Consider the following 23,354-nt stretch of genomic DNA (forward strand, 5'->3'; position numbering starts at 1 on the left):
GCTAACTGAGCCTTGTGGGGTCTGTTATAAATTCGACTAGCCTTGTGGGGTCTGTCATAAATTCGACTAGCCTTGGGTAGCTAGCAGAGCGATCAAAGTGTGCTTCAGCCATTTGGCGGGCATGTAGGCTTTGGCTTGCGAGTCTGTTAGAATCGCTTAAATAATTTTCGAAGGCGGCGTGGAGTGAATCCACGTCGCCTTCTTTGTATTCCGAGCCTGCGTCCCATTCAGTGAGCAGTTGTCCGAGCTCTCCAGCTAGGCACGAAATCATAGGTAACGCTGCCGCCGCGTACTCGCCAGCCTTATAAGGACAGGCGACTAGGCTCTGTGGTCGGTTCGCCACCAAAGCTAAGTCGGCCGCTGCGAAGCGCTCAGCAATCGCGTCTTTTTGTAAATAACCATGAAAGACGACGCGCGGAAGTTTGAAGTTTGAAGTTTGGGGGGACTGTGGTTTTGGGGCGTAGCTTTGAGGGGGTGTTGGAGTGGTGAGGGCGTTTGCTTGCGCGAGTGTTTTTAGTTTTTCGAGTTGTGGGCCATCACCGACGAGATGAATTTGGACGGGAAAACGCCCTTCGGCTTTCCATTTGGCTGCAACTAGAATGATGGTTTCCAGGTCGTAGCCTGTGCCCATTGCGCCGAGGTAAATCGCCTGCAGCGGCTTCGCCGCTGAGTTTGGGGTGGGGAGTGGGACGTGGGGAGTCTGGGATCTGTCTTCGACGCTGTGGATTGTGGCTTCGCTGCCTCCTTTGCCTAGGCTACGTCGGGCGTGTTGGCGCACGTGCTGCGCTTCCTTCTCGGTGGATAAGCTGACTTTTGATTGCTGACTTCTGTTCTCTGCGCCTAGCTCCCCGTCCTCCGTTTTCCGCTCTGCACTTTCTACTGCGCGCTCCGCGTCGCTACCGTGGTCGTCGAGTTGAATCGGCGTTGTCTGTGGTCCTACGGAGCGATGCGCTTTAGCCGTCGTTTTTTTCGTCGTAGCCGTCGTTTCTTTTGTCTCCGCCGTTGTATTCGATGGCTGAAGCGCATCGCTCCTGTTTTGTTCCATGCATTTAGAGCGTTGAAAGCGCTCCAAGTCGGTGCCGTGGTAGCACAGATGCATCGGCTTGGGGCTCTGCCCCGCGACGCCCGCACAAGTCGCCTGTAATGGCGGATGGCGGATGGCGGATGGCGAATGTAGATATGTCTCTGCGAGATCTAGGTAGCTTTGGCCGACCGCACTAATTTTGTCGGCGCCTTGATAGGCGCGTCGTGCGCTGCGATGCATAGGAGCGAGTAGCCGCGGGCCTAGTGCTTTGCGCAATGATTTGGGCAGAGCTTGGTAAAATGTTTCCGGCCAGGCGTCCATAATGTCCAGTATGACTTCGCAGGGCGAAATCATACTGGAGTGGAGAGTGTGCAGCGGCTTTGCCGCTGAGTTTAGAGTGGGGAGTGGGGAGTGGGAGGAGGGGGCTTCGTTTTGCGAGACTGAGTGCTTGGAGTCTTGATTCGGTTGCTGAAGCTGCACGCTACGATTGAGCCAGTCCCTGATCCGGAAGGCTTGCTCGGCCACGCCGAGTGGGGGCAGTGAGACCACGATGCGGTCCGGAGGCAAGAGTTGTCCGGACTTTAGGGCGCTCATGGCTTCGTGGAAAAAACCTTGAGCGAATTGTCGGTGGTTTTTTAAGCGGGCGAAGCTAATGTTTTTAGTGTAGGGAGGTGTGTCAATTAGGCGGATCGAGAAGCCGTCGGTATCGGGGCAGGGCTTACGTTTGGATTTCGTGAGGTGCGAAAAGTCGGAGGACCACCAAATGACCTGATGACCTAGTGTGGCAAAGGTGCGACAGAGCGCCCAGTAGCGAAGCGGCACATCCGTTTCATTGGGAAGTTGATCGAATGGGTTGACGATCCAGATGCGCATCGGTGCCGGGGTAAGCTCCGAAATCTGTTCGAAGCCAATCGTGTCTTTGGATGAGAGTGCTCGATGGATAGCCACGTTAAAATTCGTAGTGACGAGCTTCCAGCTTGTCGAGAGCGGAGCGATTCAGATGCCAGCTACCAGAACTGAGTGCTACCTGCGTTGCCATTTCATTTTTCCTGTAAAAGCATGAAGCGTGGTTGACTTCAGTGGCTCGCATTTTAGCACTTCCCACTTCCCACTTCCCACTTCCCACTGCGTGCCCGAACGATGCCAAAAAAGTTTTTAATTATTTCTCAAGTCTTTCCGCCGGACCCTGCGGCGGTGGGGCAGTATTTTGATGAGGCGGCCCAAGCCTTGCGTGCGGCAGGTCACGAGGTGACCATTCTGACAGCGAATCGTGGTTATGATGATCCCGAACAGAAGTTTGAAGCTTTTGAGAATCGTTCGGGAGTCGCGGTGCGGCGTTTGCCGGCGTCGTCTTTTGGTAAGGCCAGCATGCCGGTTCGGATTTTCGGACAGTTGTCGTTTTTGTTACAGTGCATTGTGCGTGGGCTTTTTCAGCGTGGCTTGACGGATCTGCTGGTTTCGACTTCCCCTCCGATGTGTGGCATTGTGGCGGTTTTGATTGGCTGGCTGCGCCCATCGGTCAAAGTTCACTATTGGGTGATGGATTTGAATCCCGATCAAGCGGTGGCCTTGGAGGTTTTTCAGCCCAAGCATCCACTGGTTAAGGCGATGGATTGGTTGAATCGCCGTATTTTGAAACGAGCGAGTTCGGTGATCGCTCTGGATCGTTTTATGGCGGCGCGCTTGCGAGTGAAGTTGGAAAGGGAGCGACGTGCTTTAGCCGTCGAACGTTCCCGCATTACAGTGATCCCGCCGTGGCCGATGGGGCAGCATGCTGAAGCGGTGGCGCATGCGGAGAATCCATTTCGTAAAGAGCATGGCTGGGCGGATCGATTTGTAGTGATGTTTAGTGGGAATCACAGTTGGGTGCATCCGCTGGGCACGATTCTGGATGCGGCGGAGCAGTTGGCGGAAGATCCTCGTTTTGTCTTCGTTTTTATCGGTGGCGGAAAAGGGAAAGCCGAAGTGGATGAGCGTATTGAGCGATGGGGACATTTAGAAGCCGGACGCGCCCGACCGGCGGTGGTTTCCCTGCCGTATCAACCTTTGGAAGTGATTCGATATTCTCTCTCGGCTGCAGACCTGCACTTGGTTTCACTGGGGGATCACATGGGCGGGATCGTGCATCCATGTAAGGTTTATGGGGCCTTAGCGATGGCGCGGCCAGTGCTGACTTTAGGTCCGCAGGAAAGTTATTTGAATGATATTTTAAGTGAGGATTGTGTGGGTTGGTCAGTAGCGCATGGTGATGTTGCGGGCGCAGTGCAAGCACTCCAGGCTGCGGCCGACCTGTCGAGTGAGGCACGCAGCGAGATGGGAGCGCGCGCACGTGCTGTGGTGGCTCAGAAATTCAACCGCGAGCAGTTGCTGCAACAGTTTACAGACACCGTGCTCTGGCCAGCAGACAGAGGTCAGAAGGCAGAGGACAGAGGTCAGATATGAATATCAATGAGTTATGGCACTTGTTGTCTCGTTAAAATGGTGCTGGCCGTGATTTATATATGTAACTGATTAAAATAGTGGCTGGCGTCTGTCCTCTGAATTTATCTGCGGTCCTTACAGTCGGTTTTGCATCCACTGTAACATGGCTTTGCCCCATGGGTGATTCTTGGCTAGGCCGATGCCGTGGCCTTCTTTTTCGTAAATGTGTAACTCGGCGGGGATGTTGTTGGCACGGAGTGCCTGGTAAAATAAGATGCTGTTTTCGGGGGGCACGCCGCCATCTTCGTTGGTATGGACCAGGAGTGTGGGGGGCGTTTGATCGCTGACCGCATTTTCTAGGCTGAGCTGCTGAATGAGTTGCGGCTCTGCTTCTGCGCCTAGTAAATTGTTGCGTGAGCCTAAGTGGGCGCAGTCTGCGTTGAGGCTGATAACGGGGTAGATCAGCGCCGCAAAGTTGGGGCGACTGTGTTGTTGGTCGATGGCATCACCGACGATGCCAGCTTCTACTTGTGCCTGTGTGGCGGCAGTGCCGGCCAGGTGTCCGCCCGCGGAGAAGCCCATAATGCCGATTTGGTCGGGTGCAATGAACCATTCGGCTGCATGGTGTCGGAGTGTGCGGATGGCGCGTTGCGCATCGATCAATGGGGCTGGATGACGATAGGGCGCGTAGCGATTTTCCAATACGGCCGCTGCGTGTCCGTGTGAGCTGAGGAAGCGTGCGATCCGGTGCCCTTCTTTGGGCACGGATAGGCCGCCGTAGCCACCGCCGGGGCAAATGATCATTGCCTGGCCACTGCGAAGTTCGGGACTGGGCAAATACATGGTGAGTCGCGGCAAGCCCGGAAGTGCTTCGCCGGCGAGCGGTGTGTTGTGTTCCCATAGGGGGAAGGTGAGGGGAAGTCCGGTGTGTAGGGTATCTGTATTCATAAATATTATCTTTTTTGGTTCCATGCCCTGTCGGCAAAACGTTGTTTTTCACGCTCGATGCGTTCGCTGTTGAAGAGCGGGCGGATGTCTTCCAGCTCGCCGAGCGGGAGTTGGAGCGTCTGTGCTAATTGTGTTTGGAGCCGTGTTTGAAAGTGGGCGAAGTTGAACGCGTCGGGGAGTGTGCTGCGATCAAGGGAGCCTTGGATGAGGAGTCCCTGCCGCGTGCGCTTCATGGCGGCACCAGCGATTTTTTGTCCGTCGGGGCGGAGTACATCATTGGCGGCAGGTGTGACAAAGCATTGAGAGACAGGATCTGTGGACTTGCAGTTTCGGGGACAGGGGGCGAGGCGGCTCTCGATGTCCATTTCCTTGAGAGCAAGTTGGATCGCGTGGTGGACTTTTAGGTAGAGCTCACTGGCGGCGATGGCGGCGCAGGGGAGTGCGCGTTGAATGATGAGCGCGTAGGTCCAATCGTTGCGGTGATCCACGATGCCGCCACCTGTCAATCGCCGCACCAGTTGAATGTTGGGAGCTGTGGCTTGCACGACTTCAGTGTAGCGTTGTGAATAGCCAAAGCTGGCAGCAGGTTCCAGCCAGGCGTAGTGGCGCAAGGCCGCGAGTCCGTTGGGAATGCTTTCTAGCAGCGCGGCGTCGATCGCCATGTTGGTGCTGGCGTCGCCGAAGGCGTTGGGCAGTGCGATGAGCATGGACAGGTCTCGGGCTTAGGCGTTGAGCGGCTCGACGCGCGTGAGCTCTTCGAGTTGTGCTTCGAAATCGACGGGCTTTGTTTTTAGTTTGGAGACGATGGGGTGCAAATTGAGGGTCAAATTGGCGGGGCGTGATTCGTCCTCTCGACAAGCAGATTCCACGGCGTCGAGTGGGAGGCCGAAGTGTTTGAGAATGCGTTGGCCCATTTCAAAGCGACTGAGGGTTTCGCTGCCAGCCCAATGAAAGAGCCCGTGGAGATCGCGGCGTTCGCTGAGTTCGAGTAAGACTTCCGCCACGTTGGAGGCGGAGCAAGGCTGGCGCATTTCGTCGCAGTAGAGTTTCGGGCGCTCGCCGGCTTGGATGGCGGCGATGAGTTTTTCGTGCACGCTGCGTTGGCCGCGTGGACTGTTGCCCATGAGGATGGGGATGCGCAAAACGACGGGGTCCTCAGGGTTGTGCTCCAGAACTTCCCGTTCCGCCATCAGCTTGGTTTGGCCGTAGAGATTCGTGGGGCCCGGCATATCTGTGGAGCGGTAGGGCTCTTCGGCGAGCCCGTCAAAGACCATATCGGTGGAGACATGGAGTAGGCGGGCGCCGAGATGGGTGGAGACTTGCGCCAGTAAGCGTGGCAGGGCGACATTGACCTGTTCGGCGAGGCGCGGAACTGCGTCGACGGATGCTGGGTTGGAAATGGCCGCGCAATTAACGATCACATCGGGCCAGTGTTCGAGGCACAAGGCAGTGAGCGCTTCGGGCTGGGAGGCGTCGAGTTGGATCGAACGTTCGAGGCCCGACGCGAGGGGTGGGTGCTGGTTATAGAGTGCGGTGACGGAGTGACCGCGGCGGACGGCGGCCTGTGCATATGCATGGCCTAGCAGTCCGGAGGCGCCAGTGAGTAGAATCTTCATGGTTTCTTAGAGCGTGTTTTTGTTGCAATCGCTTTCGGGAGAGGCAAGTTCAAAGCGATAATCAATGAAATACGCTGAACTCGCGAATGCTGGTGTGCATGAACAACCGGTCTACCAACCCGGAAAACCTATTGAGTATGTTGCTCAGGAGTTTGGACTCGATCCTGCCCTGATCGCTAAACTCGCCTCTAATGAGAATCCGTTTGGACCCTCGCCCAAAGCTATGGCAGCGGCGCAGACGGCTCTTCGGACCGCCCATCTGTATCCGGATGGCAATTGCTGTCAGCTGCGTGCGGCGATCGCTCAGGCGCGTGGCATCGGCGAAGATGCCCTAATCATTGGAAATGGCTCGAATGAAATCATCGAGTTATTGGGACATGCCTTCTTGCGCCCCGGTGTGGAAGTCGTGATGGGGGATCAGGCCTTTATCGTCTACAAATTGATCACCAAACTGTTTGGTGCGACTCCGGTGGAGGTGCCGATGCAGGATTTTGGGCATGATTTGTCTGCTATGCGGGCGGCGGTCACCGATCAGACGCGCTTAGTCTTCGTGGCCAGTCCTAATAATCCGACGGGCGTGGCGAATACGGAGGCTGATTTGATCGAGTTGACTGAATCCTTGCCCGCGCATGTAATTCTTTGTCTCGACGAAGCTTATGCGGAGTATTTGGAGCGTGCACCGGATCTGCGGGCACAGATGGCGGCGGGATGTAAGGTCTTTTGCATGCGCACCTTTTCTAAAATCTACGGATTGGGCGGGTTGCGAGTGGGCTACGGCTATGGTGCGCCCGAATTGATTCAATTGCTGCAGCGGGTGCGGCAGCCATTTAATGTAAATGCGATCGCGCAGGTGGCCGCAAGCGCGGCCCTCACGGATCATGAGTTTGTGAATAAGTGCCGGACTGCTAATGAGGCGGGGCGGGCACAACTGGTTGCGGGGCTGGAGGCGCTCGGCAATGCGACCGTCGGCGGACAAGCGAACTTTGTGTTGGCCAATGTGGGCGATGGTGGAGCGTTTTTTCAGGCACTCCAGCAGCGTGGCTTGATTGTGCGGCCTCTTGCTCCTTATGGCATGCCGGCATTTGTTCGGATTACGATCGGCACCGAAGCGGAGAACCAGCGGCTTTTGGCGGCGGCCCGTGAGTTGGCACAATCCCAGGGAGTTCCGGATTCGCGATGAGTGACGCTTGGATTCGTTTTGGAATTTCTGTGGCTTCGGTGGGGCTGATGCTCGTGCTGCATGCCTTTTTGGTCATGTGCGAAATTAGCCTAGTGAAGTTTCGCTATCGCAAGCCCAGTGAAGAGCAGTTAGAGGCGCTCATGCAATTGCCCGGGCTGGCTCGTATGATCGACAATAGCGATCAAACGGGGCGGGTGGTGCGCTTTAGTAAGACGCTGTGTACGGTGGCGGTTGGACTGCTGTTGATGCCATTAGTTAGCGATTTTTTCGGGCTCTTCCAGATGGAGGTCGCGCCCGCGCGTTGGATTGTAGTTCTGGTCTCTTTTACCTTGGCCGTGTCGGTGCACTTCTTCTTTGCCGAGATTTTTCCACGCGGGCTTGCGATGCGCGATCCCTCAAAGGCGATCCGTCGCTCATACCGCGTATTACTCGGATTTCAGTTTTTGACTTTTCCGGTCATGCTGTTTTTCCGGATGTTGAAGAAGTCGCTTTATCGTCGTATCGGGGTGGACGTGGAAGACGAGTTGAACCCATTGGATGTGGATGTGCAAATCCGCGCGATGGGGGAGGATAGCAGTCAACTGTCCGGAGTGGTTCGCAAGATCGTGAATCGTACCTTGCAGATGCAAGAGCTGGTGGTGCAGGACATCCTGTTGCCACGTAGTCAGGTGGTGATTTGTGATTTAGACCTGGGAATTAAGGCGAATCTGGAGACCATGAAAGCGGCCGGGCACACACGTTTTCCGCTCTGTCGTGGGGATTTGGATGAGTGCCTCGGGCTCATTCACATTAAGGATATATTTCGCTGGCGCGAGCCTGTGTCAGAGATCGATTTGATGAAGTTGAAACGTAACTTGGCTGTCTTTCCGCTGGAAACTCCTTTGGAAGAGGCGCTTGAGCGAATGTTGCGCGCCAAATTTCACATGGCGTTGGCGGTGGATGAATTTGGTGGGATCGTCGGGGTGATCACCTTGGAAAGCATTTTAGAAGAACTCGTGGGTGAAATTCAGGATGAGTTTGACAGTGAAGAAGAGCAGATTGTGGCGATTGGTGATGGGAAGCGTTTTCGAATTTCCGGTCTGACGCCGATTCATGACATCGAAGAGGAGCTAGAGATCGAAATCGACAACGAAGAAGTGTCCACCTTTGGCGGTTTGATTACCGGAGAGTTGGGGCATATTCCCGAGCGCGGAGAGAGTCTGAGCTGTTACGGCTTGGAGATCACTGTGGATGAGGTCGATGATCGCCGCGTGATTGCCGCCACCGTATCGCTACAGGCGTCCGTTGAGTTGAATCCGTAGTGGATACGTTATTTAGTCGCCTCGGTTCTTTGAACCGGGGAGGCGATTTGCTTGAAGAGAGCTGAAATCTGAGAGCTGAGGATGGGGGCGTTGAACGTTGAACACCCAACATTGAACATCGAATCTTTGAGTGGCAGGTAGTCGGGTTGGCTTTGCCGCCCGATCGTGGCTGCGTCTGGCCTCGATTCGGCTTTTTAGTTACGAATTGGCCGGGAAATCGCTCTTAGCTGCTGAGCTCCTGTAGCGATTGTGAGTTTTCGCGTAGGATGGCGCTGAGTTGGAGCAGCAGACTTTGGCGATCGGGGGTGAAAATGAAACGATCACTGCCGAGCTTGTGGTAGGCTTCAACTAAGAGTTCCATTTGTGGACGACGCATTTCTAAGAGTCTCGAAAGTAAGCGATTCAAGTTTTCAGTATTTCCCAAGGTGAGTTCCGTGCGGATGAGTTCTGAGAGTATTTTTTGATTGGTGGGAGTCTTTTGGTAGGCAACCATCAGGATCTTCCGTGCTTGTTGATGGCGGTCGATTTTTGTAAATCGGCGAGCCACTGCTAGGTAGGTTTGCGGTTGGTTGTTGGACTCATCGATGAAGTCTTGTAGGTAGATCTCGCCCAAGTCGGGGCGATTGATGCCGTAGGAAGCCACTGCGCGTAAGCTGTTGAAGATGGCCCAGCGTGATGTGAGCCAGTCTGGCCGTTCTTTGAGTAGTTCTTCGGAGAACTCCAGCGCGCCGTCGTAGTCTTTGTCGACCAAGTGAGCTTCAATGAGAAGTAGGGCGAAGGCATCGATATTAAATTCGTTTTCCAGAGCTTCCTCGTAAGTGCGGCGAGCTAGGTCCACGTTGCCTGTGTCCGCTGCGAAGTTGGCAAGTGCTTGGAGAGCCGATTCGTCATCACTGAATTGCTGTAGCATACGTTGGGTTTCGCGTTGCTCGCGCTCGCTGTCGTCGGACTTGTTGTAGATGTAGAGCAATTCGAGACGTGGAGCGGCGCTCAATGGATCGCTGACATTGCGCAGGATGGCATAACGGCGCGCTTCGTCAATCTTGCCCAGTTCGCGGTTGTAGCGACTGAGCTGCATCAGCAAGGGCTCTGAATTTGGGAACTTTTGAATCGAATCCTCCATCTTGTCGATTGCGGCTTCTTGGTTGCCTCGGTCCCAACTGATTTGGGAGGAAAGCAGAACCCCTTCCAGTGATTCCAGTAATTTATACTCGCTCAAATAGTCGTCGGCACGGTCGTAATTGCCGCGCAGATAGTTGGCGTTGGCCGCTCCAAAGGCGAGTGTGCGATTGATATCGGTGAGTTCCGGCTCTTTCGGCAGGTATTTATCTGCGAGGCTTTGGATTTCTTCATCCATTTGGTAGCGGAGTAAGACGCGCAGTGTTTGCTTTAGGTAGTCAATGTCATCAATGCCTCCCTGTTCCAAGCCTTTGAGTAGTTGGTCCGCGGCTATATCGTGACGTTTGAGTGCAATTTCATAGAACTCTGCCAAAACGCGCCGGCCTTCCAAGTTGGCGGGCGCTCTTGCAACCCCGAGTCGTAATAGTCGTAGCGCGTCGCGGTAATTGCCCTGTTTAATTTCGTCCAGTCCTTTTTGGATGTGGTAGTTGCCCATCTCGGTGCGGTGTGCATCCAGCCCCAAAGGGAACAGTGTGAGCATTTTCGTATAAGAGACTTCATCAAATTCTTTATTGTATTTGAAGTGGAAGTACAGTGCGCCCGCCATCGCAAACCAACCGACGATGGCTAACAGTAGCAAGGTGCTGAACAAGCGTCCCCAGCGGACGGAGATTTCCATGCGACCGTCGAGGCCTTTGCGTTGCACGACAAATCCCAATAGGATCGGTTTTTCGCGAGTCATCGGGTGGCGGGTGCTGGCTTTTTTGCTCATGTGTAAATTTTATGTTTTATGGGGGGAGGTCTTTCGGTGATTTCTAATGTATTCTGGTGACTTGAGCCAAGCCCAAATAAAGCAGACTTTCGTATTGCAGTTGTTTTTTTTTGTACCTAGGGTTTTTGACTCAGATGTGATTCTCTCTTCAACTCTTTTTGCTTCTCTTGATTTATACTCTACCGAAACTTACTTTTCTGCATATGAAAAATAAACAATTCTGCCTGTTAACGCTAATTTCTTCCGGTCTGCTGATTCAAGCGTCTGTCAGTGCGTCGCCACTCGTTTCGATTGGGGACAATGCAGACATCTTCTTTAATGGTTCTTCCAGTTTGCGTTGGTCTTCCAATATTTTTCGCGATGAGACTGGTGAGGTGGATGATTTGATCTGGACGGTTTCACCAGGCTTTGAGCTGAACGTCGGGCGTGGCGCCTCCAATACTGATTTGAGTATCAGCACCCGCTATGATGTCCTGCGCTATCAGGATATCAGTCGGATGAATGTGGAGCTGTTTCACATCCGGGCGGTTGGCTCCTATCAAGGGAGTCGTCTGGATTTAAATGGATCCGTTGCCTTTGATGAGAATAAGTCCAGCAGTGGTCTGAATAACGTGGCGAATGATTTGATCGAGTATGATACCACATCTGCAGATGTGAATGGGGAATATCGCTTGTCGCCTAAATTTAGTTTTGGTTCGGGCTTCAGTTTCTCCAGCCAAGAATACTCGACTTATACGGAGCGATTTGCGGATCGTGAGAAAGTAACTGTTCCGTTGGATGTGTTTTATGAGCTGACGCCTAAGGTGGATCTGAGTTTTGGCGCTACGTATTCTGTTACAGATGTAGATGCCACGCTGTTGAATCCTAATGGCGATTACACTCAAGAGTCCTTCTTTTATAATTTTGGTGCACGTGGTAATTTGTTGCCGAAGTTGACGGGCTCGTTTAAGGTGGGCTATCGCACCAAAGATACGGACCGTGCGGGGGCGGATGAGGATGGCATGCTCGGATTGAATGCTAGCTTAGTTTGGGCGATGACTCCTAAGTTAACTACAACCTTGGGCTTGTCGCGTGATTTTGGTGTTGGTGGAGAAGGAGGCGCGACTGAGGTCTCTAAGATTAATTTAAGCAGCAGTTATTCCATTAATAGTTATTTTGCGGCCAGTGCTAGCCTAGGATATGCATTGCGGGATTATACCGATTCAAACCAAGAGGATGATCAATACAATGCGGGTCTGCGTCTGTCATATTCGCCCAATCAATATTGGAGCTTTAGCACTGGCTATACTTACTCGGAGAATAGCTCTAATCGCGTGGGCTCTAGTTATGAAGACCATACATTGGATCTGACTGCGACCCTTCGTTACTAATAAATTGAAACCCTTTTCCCTTTTATGGGTCAAAATGCCTCTTGCAGAGGCATTTTTTACTTTATGAAGCAGTTATATTTATTCATCACGCTTAGTTTTTGCTTTATCAGTGCACTTGCGACTGCACAAGACTCCAGTGGTGGGGACGGTGGGGGGGGGAATCGCTCGTCATATGATTCCGGAGCCTCTTCCTCAGCCGGCAGGTCAGGGGTTGGCATAGTGGTTGGTGAGAACTATGTGCTCAAGCCTTCGGACGTCATTTCTGTGTCTGTATATCAGGAGTCGGATCTAGATAAAAGTGTGCGGATCGAGGGGGATGGTTCTGTGGCTCTAGCTTTAATTGGTAAAGTTAAGCTTGCTGGAATGACGGTCGCGGAAGCTCAGTCGCTGGTTACTGATTTGTACAATCGAGACTATCTTGTCGATCCACAGGTGTCGCTTCTGGTTGTGGAGTTTTCACCTAAAATTGTTCATATTTTAGGCTCTGTGAATGGGCCTGGCCAGGTCGCAATCCCTCCGGACCGTGATTTGACTCTCACGGAGGCCATTGCAGCGGTCGGTGGAGTGAGTCGTATTGGAAACCCTAAATCAATCACAATTAAACGTATCGATGAAGATGGTCGTGCGCGCCAAATGGAAGTGAATTTCACTCGGATCATACAGGATCCAAATGCCAAAGATATCATCCTTCAAGAAGGGGATACTATCTGGGTTCCAGAGCGAATTATCTAACACTTTAGATTATAAATATGAAGAACGATTATGTAAGAGGGGGCGCTGACCCCAACTCCGGTGGTTATGGCTATGGTTACGGCGGTGGCTATGGCTATGGCGGTGGTTACGGCTACGGTGGTGGATACGGTGGCGGCTACAGTGAGGGGGGCAGTGGTGGGCCACAGCGCTCTTTCCGGGATTACTTTCTGATGTTTCGTGAGCGTGTCTGGTATTTGATCGTTGCGTTTTTTATCATTTTTTCCGGTTCGATTCTGTATACATTCAATAAAACCAAGATATACACCGCTGTGGCGCAGGTGCAGATGTTTCGTGATGATGCCTCTGCGCTTGGAGCAGGGGTGGAGATGGAGCAAAATCAAATCCATGGTGCGGAGGATTTAAACACGCAGCTCAGCGTGTTTCAGAGTTCTTCCATTATTAAGGGGGTCGAGCAGCGTTTGCAGGATGAAATGCGTGAGCGCTTTATGGCGCCTTATACGGATGCATTGAGTTTGAGTGGTCCTTTGACTCCTCTTGAAATTTTGGGACGTAACCGCAAAGTGATGCCACAGCGTGCGAGCTTGATGATTAATGTCGCCTATTCGCATCCTGATCCAATTGTGGCGGCTGAAGTCGCCAACCTTTTTGCCAAGGAGTTTATCGATTATAATTTGAAATTGAATATCGATGGTTCGATGAAGGCCGTTGAGGATCTTCGCGTGCGTGCCGACCAACAGAAGGAGCGTGTTGAAGAACTCGAGCTTAAGTTGGCCGAGTATCGTGAGAAGAACAATGCAGTGTCTCTTCAGAGTGATGAAAATATTGCTGGGGCGCAGTTAACGCGTTTGAACGAAATTAAGCTGACGAACAAGAATGTGTACGATCAATTGGAGACCAAGTGGAATCTGATTGAGAATTACCGTCGTGAAGGTAAAAATTTGTGGGAATTATCCTTTATTTCGGAGCAGCCACGGGTGTCTAGCCTACTCGAGCAAATTTCGGGGAATCGAATTAGTATTTCCTCTTTGAGCAAGCGCTATCGTGAGAAGCACCCTGCGATGATTCAGCTCCTGCAAAGTATGCAAGAGGCGGAGTCCGAACTTGTAGGTGCCGTTCAAAACTCTGTGGATAAAATCTACGCATCCTATGTAGAAGCCAGAAGTAACTTTGAAATGGCGAGCCAGCGTCTTGCAGAAAAAGAGCGTGAGCTGATTGAATTGAGCAAAACACGTGTGGAGTATAATTCTTTGCTTCGTGACCTGGAAGTGCAGCAGAATTTCTTTCAGGCGCTCAATTCGCGTATGACGACTGAGAAAGCGCAGGTTAATTTAAAGAATCCGAATGCGCGTATTATTGACGAGGCCTTTCCACCGTCTGAAGACAATCCCTCGTCACCTAATGTGACGATGAATCTAGCTGCAGGTTTTTTTGGCGGGATCGCTGTTGGGGTGGGACTAATCTTTGCAGTGGCCTTCTTGGATGATCGTGTGAAGAGTGCATTTGATATCGAAGGCACGATTGGCCTGCCAATGTTGGGAATTGTGCCACGTATTAAAAAATTGGATAGCAATACCAAGGCGCAAGCGGTGGCTTCCAACGTGGACCGACATGTCACTGAAACTTTCCGCTCGATTCATTCTGCACTCAAGTTGAATGAGGAGAGTAAGAATGCTAAGATTATCCTAACCACCAGTACGGTTCCTAGTGAAGGGAAGTCGTTCGTGAGCTCGAACTTGTCACTGACGTTTGCGAATCATGGTGAAAAAACTTTGCTGCTGGATGCTGACTTGCGTCTGCCGAATGTGGCACGTTCGCTTCAATTGGAGAATGATTTCGGTCTATTGGATCATATTGAGAAAGGGGTCGCCTTGGATGAGGTGATCATTAAGGAGGTCTATCCTAACTTGGACGTATTGCCTACGGGGGGTAAGTCCAAGAATCCGACTCAAGTGCTGAATAGTGCTAAGTTTGAAGCAATGTTTGCAGACCTGCGTGATCGTTATGATCGAATTGTGGTGGACTCGCCTCCACTGGCTGCGGTGAGTGACGCATTGAATCTATTGCCCTTGGTGGATGGAATTCTTTACGTGATTAAATTCAACACTGTGAAGCGGAAGACTGCTGTGGTGAATGTGCGCCGTTTGTGGGAGTCAAATACGCCTGTCTTTGGAGCCATCTTGAACAACATTACCAGTTCGCTTTCGAGCTACTATTATTCGAATTACTCGGATAAGGCCTATCAGGATTATTACATCCACCAGGAAGAAGAGCTTGAGGAAGAATTGGCGGGCACAGTTGAGCCTGAGTCCGAATTCGGACCGAAAGCATAGTTCCATTTTATCAGAGTTGTAACAAATACCCCGAAGCCATTCGGGGTATTTTTATGCCCGATGAAGGTGAATGCTTGCTCGGCTGGGATCGGGGACGTTGAAAGCTTGGACAGGTAATCAGAAGGCGGGTGTCCGCACTCAAGGGCATTGTCAGATCAGATATCTGCCTTCTGAACTAATACCCAACATCGAATTTTGAGTGATGCGCGTTCGCGTTCGCTCTGCCGCAGGATCGATTGTATAGGGTGATACGCTAGATGCCGCTTTGAAGCTTATTGAGTAGCGTTGTTTTATTTGCCTAAGACTAAAAAGACCGCGACTGCGAGGGCGATTCGGTACCAGGCGAAGAGGGCGAGGCCGTGTTTACTGAGGTAGGTGACTAGCCATTTAACGGCTAAAGCTGAAGAGATGAATGCAACGAGGCATCCTAGCAATACCGGACCTGTGTCGAGCGCAGCGATCATGTTGGCGCCGTCACTGACTACTTTGTAGCCTGAGGCTGCCGTGAGAGTGATGAGTCCTAATAGAAAGCTAAATTCTGCAGCATGCTTGGGGGAGAGTCCAGCTAAGTAGCCGCCTACGATTGTTGCCATCGAGCGACTGGTGCCGGGCCACATGGCGAGGCATTGGAAGAGCCCGATCATGATTGACTGGCGGATGGTGAGCTGGTGGATGTCGGGTCCGTCGTTGGACTGGATGGCGCCTTTCTGGCCATGATGACGCCATTTTTCGACGATGAGCATAACGATTGCGCCGACGATGAGTGCTCCGGCAACGGCTCTAACGTTGTCCCCGAGTGTGGCTTCAATCCAGTCGTTGAGTAGCAGTCCGATGACAGCCGCAGGTATGAAGGCACAGATTAGGTTTAGGGCGAGCTTACGACCTTGTGGGTCTTTGCCTAGACAGCCTAATAGGATTTTCAGAATTGTTTGCCAGTATAGTATGACGACTGCCGCGATGGCGCCCGCTTGTATGACGATTACGTAGGCGTATGCGGCCTCTCCTATGGTGTAGGGGCGCGGAGCGATCGATTCATCGTCTTGCACCATGATGAAATCGCCATTTTTATTACGTATGGGGGTGTCTGAGTCTAATCCTAGTATTGCATTGGTTAGGATCAGGTGACCTGTGGATGAAATGGGGAGGTATTCGGTAATCCCCTCAACAATGCCTAGAATAATGGCATCGCTGTAGCTTAAGCTAGCTGGATCGGGGCTTTCGTCGTGAGTGCTAGTTTGAGGGACCGTTTGAGCGGCAGTGAGCCAGTTGGAAGCGAGAACTAGGCAAAGAATGAGTTGGCAGATTCGGAAAGTCATGAGTCTTGAGACATAGTGGAAAAGAGTGCTATGGGAAGTCGCAAAAAAGTTAATTTTTAGCTGCACGCTGTATGTGTCGTGTGCTTTAGGCTTGTGCAGACGCTTGGAAAGCTTTGCTTGTAAAAAATCTATATGATGGAAATTGAAGAACTCACGAATTCTCTGCGTGCGGGGCGAGACCTAAGCACTGGCGAAGCGCAGCATTCGGCGTCCTTGTTGGCTTCGTCTGCTGTTGGGCTGTCCGCTAAAGAAAATTTTCTTGTTGCACTGGCTGAGAAGGGCGAGACGGCGGTGGAGGTGGCTGCATTTGCGGCGGCTTTCCGGGAGCTGGCGGTGAATCCGCAAGTGGAGGCATGGTCTGCGGGAGCGATTGATGTCTGTGGCACTGGAGGTGATGGTTCGAATACATTTAATATTTCAACTGCTGTTTCTTTTATTGTGGCAGCAGCCGGTGTGCCTGTTTTTAAGCATGGCAACCGTTCGATTACATCAAAGTGCGGCAGTGCTGATTTGATTGAAGCACTTGGAATACGTCTGGATGCGCCACATGAGGTCATTCGGCGTTCTCTGGATGAATTGAATTTTTGTTTCTTCTTTGCGCCGGCGTTCCATCCTGCCTTTAAGGAAATTATGCCCGTTCGTCAGGCATTGGCTGCGGCGGGCCGACGTTCTATTTTTAATTTGTTAGGCCCCTTAATCAACCCGGGGCGTCCTGCGTATCAATTGATGGGAGTGTATGCGGATCGTTGGGTAGAGCCCATCGCAGATGCATTGGGTGCGATCGGCTTGAAGGCGGGCTTAGTGGCGCATTGCACGCCTGAACCAGGTCTTGCGCTGGATGAACTGAGCTGTGTGGGGCGTAATCATGTGGCCGGTTTTGGGCGGCTGGAGGCGCGACGCGGGGTGTTGTCGCCGGAGGAGGCTGGTTTGACGGAGTGTGATTTGGATTCTTTGCGCGGCGGCGATGTGGAGGCTAATATTCAAACTTTGCATGCGCTCTTCAGTGGGGAGGCGGATGCCGTCCCCTTGGGATTGTTGCACAGTGTATTACTGAATGCGGGTGCTGCACTTTGGCTTGCTGAAAAGGCAGAAGACCTAGCGACTGGAGTTGATCTGGCGCGTGAAGTGGTTGAGTCGGGGCGAGCGGCTGCATGGCTGAAGCAGGCTCAATCCTTTTACTCCACTTTCTAAATTAACTATACTATGACTCAATATTTCGGAACCGACGGAATTCGCGGGCGATTTGGGGACCCGATCATGTGTCCTGATTTTGCTTATCGTTTGGGCTGTGCGCTTGGCGATTATTTAAAGCAGTCTCGGGCGGGGCGGCAGCATTATGTCGTGATTGGACGAGATACACGTTTCAGTGGAACTGCTCTTTGTGATGCTTTAGCGGCTGGTCTTAATCAGCATCAAGTTTATGTGCGTGATGCGGGAGTGGTTCCGACGCCTGCTGTGGCGAAGGCAGTCTTAGATAATCAAGCGGATCTTGGGATTGCCGTGACGGCATCGCATAACCCTGCGTGTGATAATGGCATTAAGTTGTTTGATCATCAGGCGTGTAAATTGGATGATGTGCAAGAATTACAGATTGAGTCCTTGTTTGACGATCAAGCTGCGTCGCCGGCTCACATGCCTCCGCCGGAAACCACACCTTTGGATGCTGCGAGTCATTATGTAAATTATTTGCAATCGCTGATGGAGCCGGAGTGTCTGAGTGATTGGCGCGTCGTGTTGGATTTGGCAAATGGAGCGACTGTGGCCACAACGCCCGCAGTCTTTCAGCGATGGGGGGCGCATTTGCATTTAATCGGGAATCAGCCAGATGGCCTTAATATTAATGATGGGGTGGGAAGTGAATGTCCTGCTCAACTGGCTCGGGCAGTTCTCGCAGCAGCTGCTAATATTGGTATTGCGCACGATGGAGATGGTGACCGTTTGGTCGTGTGTGACGAGACTGGAACGATCGTAGATGGTGATATACTGCTCGCTATTTTAGGGCGTGATGCGATGAAAGCGGGGATGCTTAAGTCGGGCACGCTGGTGGCAACGATTCACAGTAATTTGGGTTTGGATTGCGCGCTGCGAGAGTCCGGCGGGCGCGTCGAGCGTGTGGGCGTGGGGGATCGCAATGTGGCGAGTCGCATGCGAGAGCTGGGGGCCAACCTTGGTGGTGAGTCGTCGGGACATATTATTTTCTCTGATTTCGCGACGACTGGAGATGGGCTTTTGGCTGCGATTAAGGTCGTCGAATTAATGCGTCGAACTGGCAAGACCTTGTCAGAATTGCGTCAAGAGGTGATCCTTTTTCCGCAATGTACGCAAAATTTACGGGTTGCTGAAAAGACTCCATTGGAGGAGCTAAGCGGGCTGCAGGCTGCGATTCGAGAAGTGGAGGCCAGTCTGGGCGAAGACGGACGAGTCCTTGTCCGTTATTCTGGGACGGAGCCAAAATTACGCTTGTTGGTGGAGGGACGCTCCGAAACTGAGGTCGCTGATGCGTTAAAAAGCATTGAAATTGCCGCGCGAGAGGGGCTCTGCGTAATTGATAGTTGACCCTTTACGCCTTAGCACACGTAAATATACCCTTTATACATCATGGAAGAAGTTGCCCTTAAAGATCTCGATACTCGTCTACAAAAGCAGATTGAAAATGCACGTAAAGCGGTTGATAAGAACCCTAGTTACGCCGTCGATATTTTGATCAATATTGTGAGCCGAAATGTGGCCTGCCTAGAGGCTCGTAAGATTTTGCGTCAAGCACAACAGCGAGCGACTAAGGGGAAGACAAAGGGCTTCGGGGGACTGTTATCCAAGGTGACTAGTATTCCTTTTTCAATGGGGAGTGAGTCGAAGATTAAGAAAGATCCTCAAAAGGCAATCGATGCTGCTGAGCAGATTTTGAATTCGAATCCTGACAATGTTACGGGGCATAAGATCTTAGGGGCGGCGGCTGAGGCGCTTGAACTTTATTCGACTGCGGTATTTGCATATGAATCGGTGAGAAAGCTGGAGCCAAATAATTTGGAAAACATTAAGGCTTTAATGTCTGTTCATATTAAAACAGGCAATAGTGAGGAAGCGATTCGGATAGGTGAGGCGGCTTATCGGGCGAATCCATCTGACGATGAAGTGCAGACGCTGATTAAGAAAGCTTCGGTCGAGCAGACTATGGAGAAAGGGAAGTGGGAGGAAGATAAGAGCTTCCGCGATAAGCTTAAGGATGGCGATGAGTCGCAGAAGTTGGAGCAAGCGAGTCGTGCCAAGACGGGGGATGCTGCGCTACTTTCTTTGATTGAAGAAGCCAAGAAGGGAGTTGCTGAGACTCCTGATAATATGAATTTCTATCGCGATATCGCGACGAACTACCGCAAGCTCGGTGATTACGACAGTGCGCTTGAGTGGGTTGCTAAGGCGCGAGAGTTGGAGGCTGGGCGTGCGGACGTGACGCTCGAGCGTTTGGTGGGGACGCTCAAGCGTGAGAAGATGCAGAAAGCAATTGCTGCGGTTGAGGCTCGTTTGGAGTCTAACCCTGAGGATGTTGCGGCCAGAACTGAACTTGAAGAACTCAAGGCAGAGGAGCATGCTTTCCGCCGTGAACAGTGTGAGGATTTGGTTCAGCGCTATCCAAATGAGTATAGCTATCGCTATGAACTTGGTGAGCTCTATTTTGAGGACGGCGAAACAGATCTGGCGATTAAGGAGCTGCAGATGGCTCAGCGTAGTCCCAAGGTGCGTGTGAGTGCGCTGATCCTGTTAGGCAAGGCGTATTTAGTTAAGGGGTTCCATGATTTGGCTGCCGAGCAGTTGACGATTGCGAAGTCTGAAATACCAGGCATGACCGAGCAGAAGAAGGATGTTTTGTATGAGTTGGGTTCTGCTTATGAGCAGCAGGGCGATATGGATCGAGCGATGATGGAGTTTAAGGCGCTCTATGGGGCAGATATCTCTTATCGGGATGTTGCTCAGAAGATCGACGATTTCTACTCCAGTAAGTAGGCGGCTGATCGCCATTGGAATGCGCTCTCGAGTGTTTGCGGTTCTCGCCGTACGCCCTTGAGGTGCGATTGTACCGAACTTTAGGTTGGCGGATTCGCGTCCATGGATCTAGGGGTGGTCAGTGATTATTTGTAAATATCTTTTAATTAAGAGCTTTGAGCGACGTCGCTAAGGCTTTTTACTTGCTCACCCCTTTTAGCTACGCAATCTATCGGTTCGTGGATCGTTCTTCATTCATTCCGAGATTATTACTTACTACAGTGTCTGGTCGCTCTATTCAGTTCGCCTGCTATTTCTCAATGTTCACTACGCAGTATATCTATGCTTAACCCCAAGACTAAAGGCCTGTTTGTCGATATCTCGGAGTTCTCGATTTTAGCCGCGAGAACATCTGGATATAAAATACCGATGGTTATTGAGGAGCTGGCTGAATATCCTTTGAGTTCTGACGATAGTGCAGTCGAGATTCGCAATTTCTTTGAACAGCTTGTTGATTTTAAGGGCGGTGGTTATTTTGTTTCCCGAGCAGGTGTTTATCCTGAAGGGCGATTTGTGCGATATTATGAGGCGGAGTCGACCAATAAGGCTAAGGACCTTGGCTTTCTGTCGGAAGTTTTGAAGTCTGAGTTCAACGTTGATCCTGACCACAACACGGTGGCGATTTTAAATGCGAACGATGGTTCAGACTTTGATCCTGTGAAAAGTTTAAATAAGCGCTTGGTATTCTGTGGCGCGCCTATTCAAGCCTTTCAATCGGAACAAGACCGTTTGCTTGAATGTGGTATCTATCCAGAGCGTTTGGAACTTTCGACTGTGACGACTTTAGGGGGGGTGAGTGACTATGCGCACTTTAACGAAATTAAGTCCCCCATACTTTGTTTTGAGTTAACCTCTCAAAGTGCTAACATTTTTATCATTAACCAAGGCCAGGTTGATGTTGCGCGGCCGGTTCCGTTTGGTCTGGATAGTATTTATCCTTTATTGCAACGAGAACTGGGCCTGAAGGACGAAACTTCTGCTCGAAAGCTCTTTTTTTCAAATACCTTCGATTTTGCGGAAATGGGGCCCAAGTTACTTCGACGTTTGACCAAGGAACTTCAGGCCTCGACGGGTTTTTACGAAGTGCAGACAGGTTTGACGATTGAGAAAGTATTTATCAGCGTGTTGCCGCAAAATTTAGCTTGGGTTTCAAAGACAGTTTCTGATTCGTTGGGACTGGAGATTTTGCAGCCTAACTTGGAGAAGTGGCTTGAAGGACTCAAAGTAAGTTTGGGGGATGAGGTTGAAGTTTCTAATTTAGGTTCACGCTGGATGGGCTTGTTTAGTTTGATGGGCGAGTTTCATTTGAGAGAGGAGGGCGAAGGTGAGTAGGAAGCATAAAGAAGTGCAGCCTTTTTGGCGTCCGAATTTTGTTAATCAGTCTGAGTTGCCTGATATTAAGGTGATTCGAACCGGGTTTATTATTAATTTTGTGGCTGTAACGCTGGCCTTGTGTGTGGCTTTTTTCCTACTACAACGCGAATATCGCGCTTATTCTTTGGGGAATACTGTTGCGCAAATGGAGCAACAGATCCGTGTTGCGGATGCGGATGACCGAGAAAATTTAAAGCTCAGTGAGTCGTTTCGCACGTCCGCGCAATATATTGTAGAAGTGGAGCAGTTCTTTGACTCTCCCTTGCTGGCTCATGAGTTTCTCTATGGCTTGTCCGTGATTAAGCCTGATGACTTGATTTTTAGCACTGTGTCTTTGACCGAATCGATTGTTAAGGTCGATTCCCAAAACGTGGTTGCCTATAATATTGTGATCTCAGGAAATGCTAAAAATTTAACAGTGCTTGATGATTTTAAGAATATCTTAGAAGAGGCAGAGTTATTGGAAATCCCGGGGTTTGATTTGGGGATAGATGAAACTTTGCAAGGGCGTGATGAAAAAACGGGAATTTTTCCTTACCGTATAGCGATCTCCTTGAAGCCCGCGAAAAAAGCCGCGCCGGCTAAGAAAGAAGGAGGGGATGCCTCATGAAGACCGAGAATAAATTTATCCGCATTCTAAAGGATTACCCACTGGCGGTGCTTTGTTTCCTTGTGGTTCTGGTCTGTCTGGCCGCTATCTTTTTACGAGGCGATGCAGCTGTGGAATTGTCGCTTAAAGAGGATGACTTGAATTCCCGTATACGAACGATCGATAAAAACGTTAAAAGTTCGAAAGATTTAGAGTCGCATGTGGAGGAAGTGAAGCTTCTGGTGGACCAGCTGGAGGCCAGGCTCTTTGATCGCGATGAACGGGCTGTGAATATTAATTTCTTTTATGCGCTGGAAGACCGGCTCAATGTGCGCATTTCGAATATTGGGCAGATGCCAACAGGAGATCCAGTTTTTGCAAAGGGCGGGCCTCGTGCGCTTAAGTTACATTCCACCATCGCCTATAATATGTCTTTAAGCGGTTCGTTTGATGAGATTCTGATTTTTATGTCTGAACTCTACCGGGTGGACCGTTTGATACGGGTGGCCGATTTTCAGATCTCAGATTCAAATCGTAATGGAGGCCAAGATACATTGGACGCACGTCTACGCGTGGTCGTCTTGGCTGAGAATGATTAATATTAGCATCTCATGAAGATATCTTTACATACTTTATCGACTTTGCTTTTAGCGCTCTTGTTTACCCAAGAGCTGTGCGCAAAATCCGAAATAAAATTGACCGGTCGAAAAGATTTAGTGCTCAGTTTGGACAGCCGTTTGTTGGTCCTGGAAGAAGCACGATCGCATTTATCAGAGAAAAGCGATTCGTTTCACGAGCTCGTTGCGAGTGTAGATAGCCCTTTTGTATTTGAGCAACCGTTGATTCCAATTATACGCGACGAACAAGGTGAGCCTGTGCCTGTTGAGGAAGTTGTAGTCAATTATGATGATGCTTCTGTGTTGCGTGTCGTGGCTAGGAATTTTTCCAAGCAAGTGCGAGGCACGTTGACGCGTGGCAATAGTGGTTTCTTGCAACTAACAGGTGGCAGTTTAGTTAAGCAGGGCACCAGTTTTCCGGTAAGCTTACCGCAGGCGCAAGGTCAGACCTTTACCGTTACAATTATCGAGATTACTAGCAATAGTTACACCCTGAAATTGGGCGAGGCTACAGAACTGGTGGGCATCAATGCCACTGGCTCCAGCTCTGGTGCTATTAAAATCGATTAGCAGATTAGTCACTTTCTATATTATAAATCATTTATTCACCATATTCTTCGAACCG

General features: G+C 51.0%; 19 protein-coding genes. 13 read left to right on the forward strand and 6 right to left on the reverse strand.

The genetic code is table 11. The features are described 5' to 3' along the window. Position 1: 1 nt before the first annotated feature. Positions 2-1,972: a glycosyltransferase gene (locus tag SH580_RS16445; RefSeq protein ID WP_319831921.1), complete on the reverse strand. Its 1,971-nt coding sequence runs from the start codon at positions 1,970-1,972 to the stop codon at positions 2-4. Positions 1,973-2,164: 192 nt separating this feature from the next. Here SH580_RS16445 and SH580_RS16450 point away from each other — a divergent pair, with 192 nt between their 5' ends. After that, a complete protein-coding gene (locus SH580_RS16450) occupies positions 2,165-3,466 on the forward strand; it encodes a glycosyltransferase family 4 protein (RefSeq protein ID WP_319831922.1) in 1,302 nt (433 codons plus the stop codon). A 114-nt stretch (positions 3,467-3,580) separates the two neighbouring features. Here the strand turns inward: SH580_RS16450 and SH580_RS16455 are convergent, their stop codons facing one another. From SH580_RS16455 to SH580_RS16465, 3 genes are read right to left on the reverse strand one after another with little or no spacing between them, the layout of a single operon-like run. Beyond that, positions 3,581-4,393, reverse strand: a complete 813-nt coding sequence (locus SH580_RS16455) for an alpha/beta hydrolase (protein WP_319831923.1) — start codon at positions 4,391-4,393, stop codon at positions 3,581-3,583. Between the two features lie 5 nt (positions 4,394-4,398). After that, on the reverse strand, positions 4,399-5,100 hold the full coding sequence (locus SH580_RS16460; RefSeq protein WP_319831924.1) for a lipoate--protein ligase family protein: 702 nt from the start codon (positions 5,098-5,100) through the stop codon (positions 4,399-4,401). Between the two features lie 15 nt (positions 5,101-5,115). Next, positions 5,116-6,009, reverse strand: coding sequence for an SDR family oxidoreductase (locus tag SH580_RS16465; protein ID WP_319831925.1), 894 nt, complete (start codon positions 6,007-6,009; stop codon positions 5,116-5,118). Positions 6,010-6,073: 64 nt separating this feature from the next. Between SH580_RS16465 and hisC the strand changes: the two genes are divergently transcribed. Then, positions 6,074-7,189: a histidinol-phosphate transaminase gene (hisC, locus tag SH580_RS16470; protein WP_319831926.1), complete on the forward strand. Its 1,116-nt coding sequence runs from the start codon at positions 6,074-6,076 to the stop codon at positions 7,187-7,189. Beyond that, positions 7,186-8,490: a hemolysin family protein gene (locus SH580_RS16475; protein ID WP_319831927.1), complete on the forward strand. Its 1,305-nt coding sequence runs from the start codon at positions 7,186-7,188 to the stop codon at positions 8,488-8,490. Before hisC ends, SH580_RS16475 begins: the two co-directional genes overlap by 4 nt. A 223-nt stretch (positions 8,491-8,713) precedes the next feature. Here the strand turns inward: SH580_RS16475 and SH580_RS16480 are convergent, their stop codons facing one another. Further along, positions 8,714-10,381: a tetratricopeptide repeat protein gene (locus SH580_RS16480; protein WP_319831928.1), complete on the reverse strand. Its 1,668-nt coding sequence runs from the start codon at positions 10,379-10,381 to the stop codon at positions 8,714-8,716. Positions 10,382-10,584: 203 nt separating this feature from the next. Here SH580_RS16480 and SH580_RS16485 point away from each other — a divergent pair, with 203 nt between their 5' ends. From SH580_RS16485 to SH580_RS16495, 3 genes are all read left to right on the forward strand, one after another. Continuing rightward, positions 10,585-11,751: an outer membrane beta-barrel protein gene (locus SH580_RS16485; protein ID WP_319831929.1), complete on the forward strand. Its 1,167-nt coding sequence runs from the start codon at positions 10,585-10,587 to the stop codon at positions 11,749-11,751. A gap of 63 nt (positions 11,752-11,814) precedes the next feature. Continuing rightward, positions 11,815-12,483 carry a polysaccharide biosynthesis/export family protein gene (locus tag SH580_RS16490; RefSeq protein ID WP_319831930.1) on the forward strand — a complete coding sequence of 223 codons (669 nt, stop codon included), beginning with the start codon at positions 11,815-11,817 and terminating at the stop codon, positions 12,481-12,483. Between the two features lie 17 nt (positions 12,484-12,500). Then, positions 12,501-14,795, forward strand: coding sequence for a GumC family protein (locus tag SH580_RS16495; RefSeq protein ID WP_319831931.1), 2,295 nt, complete (start codon positions 12,501-12,503; stop codon positions 14,793-14,795). 290 nt (positions 14,796-15,085) lie between these two features. Here SH580_RS16495 and SH580_RS16500 read toward each other — a convergent pair whose 3' ends face one another. Next, entirely contained in the window at positions 15,086-16,111 is a 1,026-nt protein-coding gene (locus tag SH580_RS16500; RefSeq protein ID WP_319831932.1) for an undecaprenyl-diphosphate phosphatase, read from the reverse strand. A 132-nt stretch (positions 16,112-16,243) separates the two neighbouring features. On the opposite strand from SH580_RS16500, the gene trpD reads away from it, so the two are divergent. The 7 genes from trpD to SH580_RS16535 all read left to right on the forward strand — a co-directional run bounded on the left by trpD (position 16,244) and on the right by SH580_RS16535 (position 23,299). Continuing rightward, a complete protein-coding gene (gene trpD / locus SH580_RS16505; RefSeq protein WP_319831933.1) occupies positions 16,244-17,302 on the forward strand; it encodes an anthranilate phosphoribosyltransferase in 1,059 nt (352 codons plus the stop codon). Between the two features lie 12 nt (positions 17,303-17,314). Next, positions 17,315-18,667: a phosphoglucosamine mutase gene (gene glmM / locus SH580_RS16510; protein ID WP_319831934.1), complete on the forward strand. Its 1,353-nt coding sequence runs from the start codon at positions 17,315-17,317 to the stop codon at positions 18,665-18,667. A gap of 42 nt (positions 18,668-18,709) precedes the next feature. Continuing rightward, on the forward strand, positions 18,710-20,110 hold the full coding sequence (locus SH580_RS16515; protein ID WP_319831935.1) for a tetratricopeptide repeat protein: 1,401 nt from the start codon (positions 18,710-18,712) through the stop codon (positions 20,108-20,110). Between the two features lie 321 nt (positions 20,111-20,431). After that, positions 20,432-21,481 (forward strand): hypothetical protein, encoded by a 1,050-nt coding sequence (locus tag SH580_RS16520; protein WP_319831936.1) that lies wholly within the window; start codon positions 20,432-20,434, stop codon positions 21,479-21,481. Between the two features lie 13 nt (positions 21,482-21,494). Then, entirely contained in the window at positions 21,495-22,133 is a 639-nt protein-coding gene (locus SH580_RS16525; protein ID WP_319831937.1) for a hypothetical protein, read from the forward strand. Beyond that, positions 22,130-22,711 (forward strand): hypothetical protein, encoded by a 582-nt coding sequence (locus SH580_RS16530; RefSeq protein WP_319831938.1) that lies wholly within the window; start codon positions 22,130-22,132, stop codon positions 22,709-22,711. The genes SH580_RS16525 and SH580_RS16530 overlap by 4 nt, the downstream gene beginning before the upstream one ends. 12 nt (positions 22,712-22,723) lie before the next feature. Continuing rightward, positions 22,724-23,299, forward strand: a complete 576-nt coding sequence (locus SH580_RS16535) for a hypothetical protein (protein WP_319831939.1) — start codon at positions 22,724-22,726, stop codon at positions 23,297-23,299. Positions 23,300-23,354: the final 55 nt, after the last annotated feature.

The sequence above is a fragment of the Coraliomargarita algicola genome (genome assembly GCF_033878955.1).
Classification (GTDB): Bacteria; Verrucomicrobiota; Verrucomicrobiia; order Opitutales; family Coraliomargaritaceae; genus Thalassobacterium; species Thalassobacterium algicola.

Excerpts from the sequence above, each read along its gene's own strand:
- SH580_RS16480 (WP_319831928.1), bottom strand. The coding sequence starts at position 10,381 with ATGAGCAAAAAAGCCAGCACCCGCCACCCGATGACTCGCGAAAAACCG.
- SH580_RS16485 (WP_319831929.1), top strand. The coding sequence starts at position 10,585 with ATGAAAAATAAACAATTCTGCCTGTTAACGCTAATTTCTTCCGGTCTG.
- SH580_RS16465 (WP_319831925.1), bottom strand. The coding sequence starts at position 6,009 with ATGAAGATTCTACTCACTGGCGCCTCCGGACTGCTAGGCCATGCATAT.
- SH580_RS16535 (WP_319831939.1), top strand. The coding sequence starts at position 22,724 with ATGAAGATATCTTTACATACTTTATCGACTTTGCTTTTAGCGCTCTTG.
- SH580_RS16520 (WP_319831936.1), top strand. The coding sequence starts at position 20,432 with ATGCTTAACCCCAAGACTAAAGGCCTGTTTGTCGATATCTCGGAGTTC.
- SH580_RS16475 (WP_319831927.1), top strand. The coding sequence starts at position 7,186 with ATGAGTGACGCTTGGATTCGTTTTGGAATTTCTGTGGCTTCGGTGGGG.
- SH580_RS16500 (WP_319831932.1), bottom strand. The coding sequence starts at position 16,111 with ATGACTTTCCGAATCTGCCAACTCATTCTTTGCCTAGTTCTCGCTTCC.
- trpD (WP_319831933.1), top strand. The coding sequence starts at position 16,244 with ATGATGGAAATTGAAGAACTCACGAATTCTCTGCGTGCGGGGCGAGAC.
- SH580_RS16530 (WP_319831938.1), top strand. The coding sequence starts at position 22,130 with ATGAAGACCGAGAATAAATTTATCCGCATTCTAAAGGATTACCCACTG.
- SH580_RS16490 (WP_319831930.1), top strand. The coding sequence starts at position 11,815 with ATGAAGCAGTTATATTTATTCATCACGCTTAGTTTTTGCTTTATCAGT.
- hisC (WP_319831926.1), top strand. The coding sequence starts at position 6,074 with ATGAAATACGCTGAACTCGCGAATGCTGGTGTGCATGAACAACCGGTC.
- SH580_RS16450 (WP_319831922.1), top strand. The coding sequence starts at position 2,165 with ATGCCAAAAAAGTTTTTAATTATTTCTCAAGTCTTTCCGCCGGACCCT.
- glmM (WP_319831934.1), top strand. The coding sequence starts at position 17,315 with ATGACTCAATATTTCGGAACCGACGGAATTCGCGGGCGATTTGGGGAC.
- SH580_RS16515 (WP_319831935.1), top strand. The coding sequence starts at position 18,710 with ATGGAAGAAGTTGCCCTTAAAGATCTCGATACTCGTCTACAAAAGCAG.
- SH580_RS16460 (WP_319831924.1), bottom strand. The coding sequence starts at position 5,100 with ATGCTCATCGCACTGCCCAACGCCTTCGGCGACGCCAGCACCAACATG.
- SH580_RS16495 (WP_319831931.1), top strand. The coding sequence starts at position 12,501 with ATGAAGAACGATTATGTAAGAGGGGGCGCTGACCCCAACTCCGGTGGT.
- SH580_RS16455 (WP_319831923.1), bottom strand. The coding sequence starts at position 4,393 with ATGAATACAGATACCCTACACACCGGACTTCCCCTCACCTTCCCCCTA.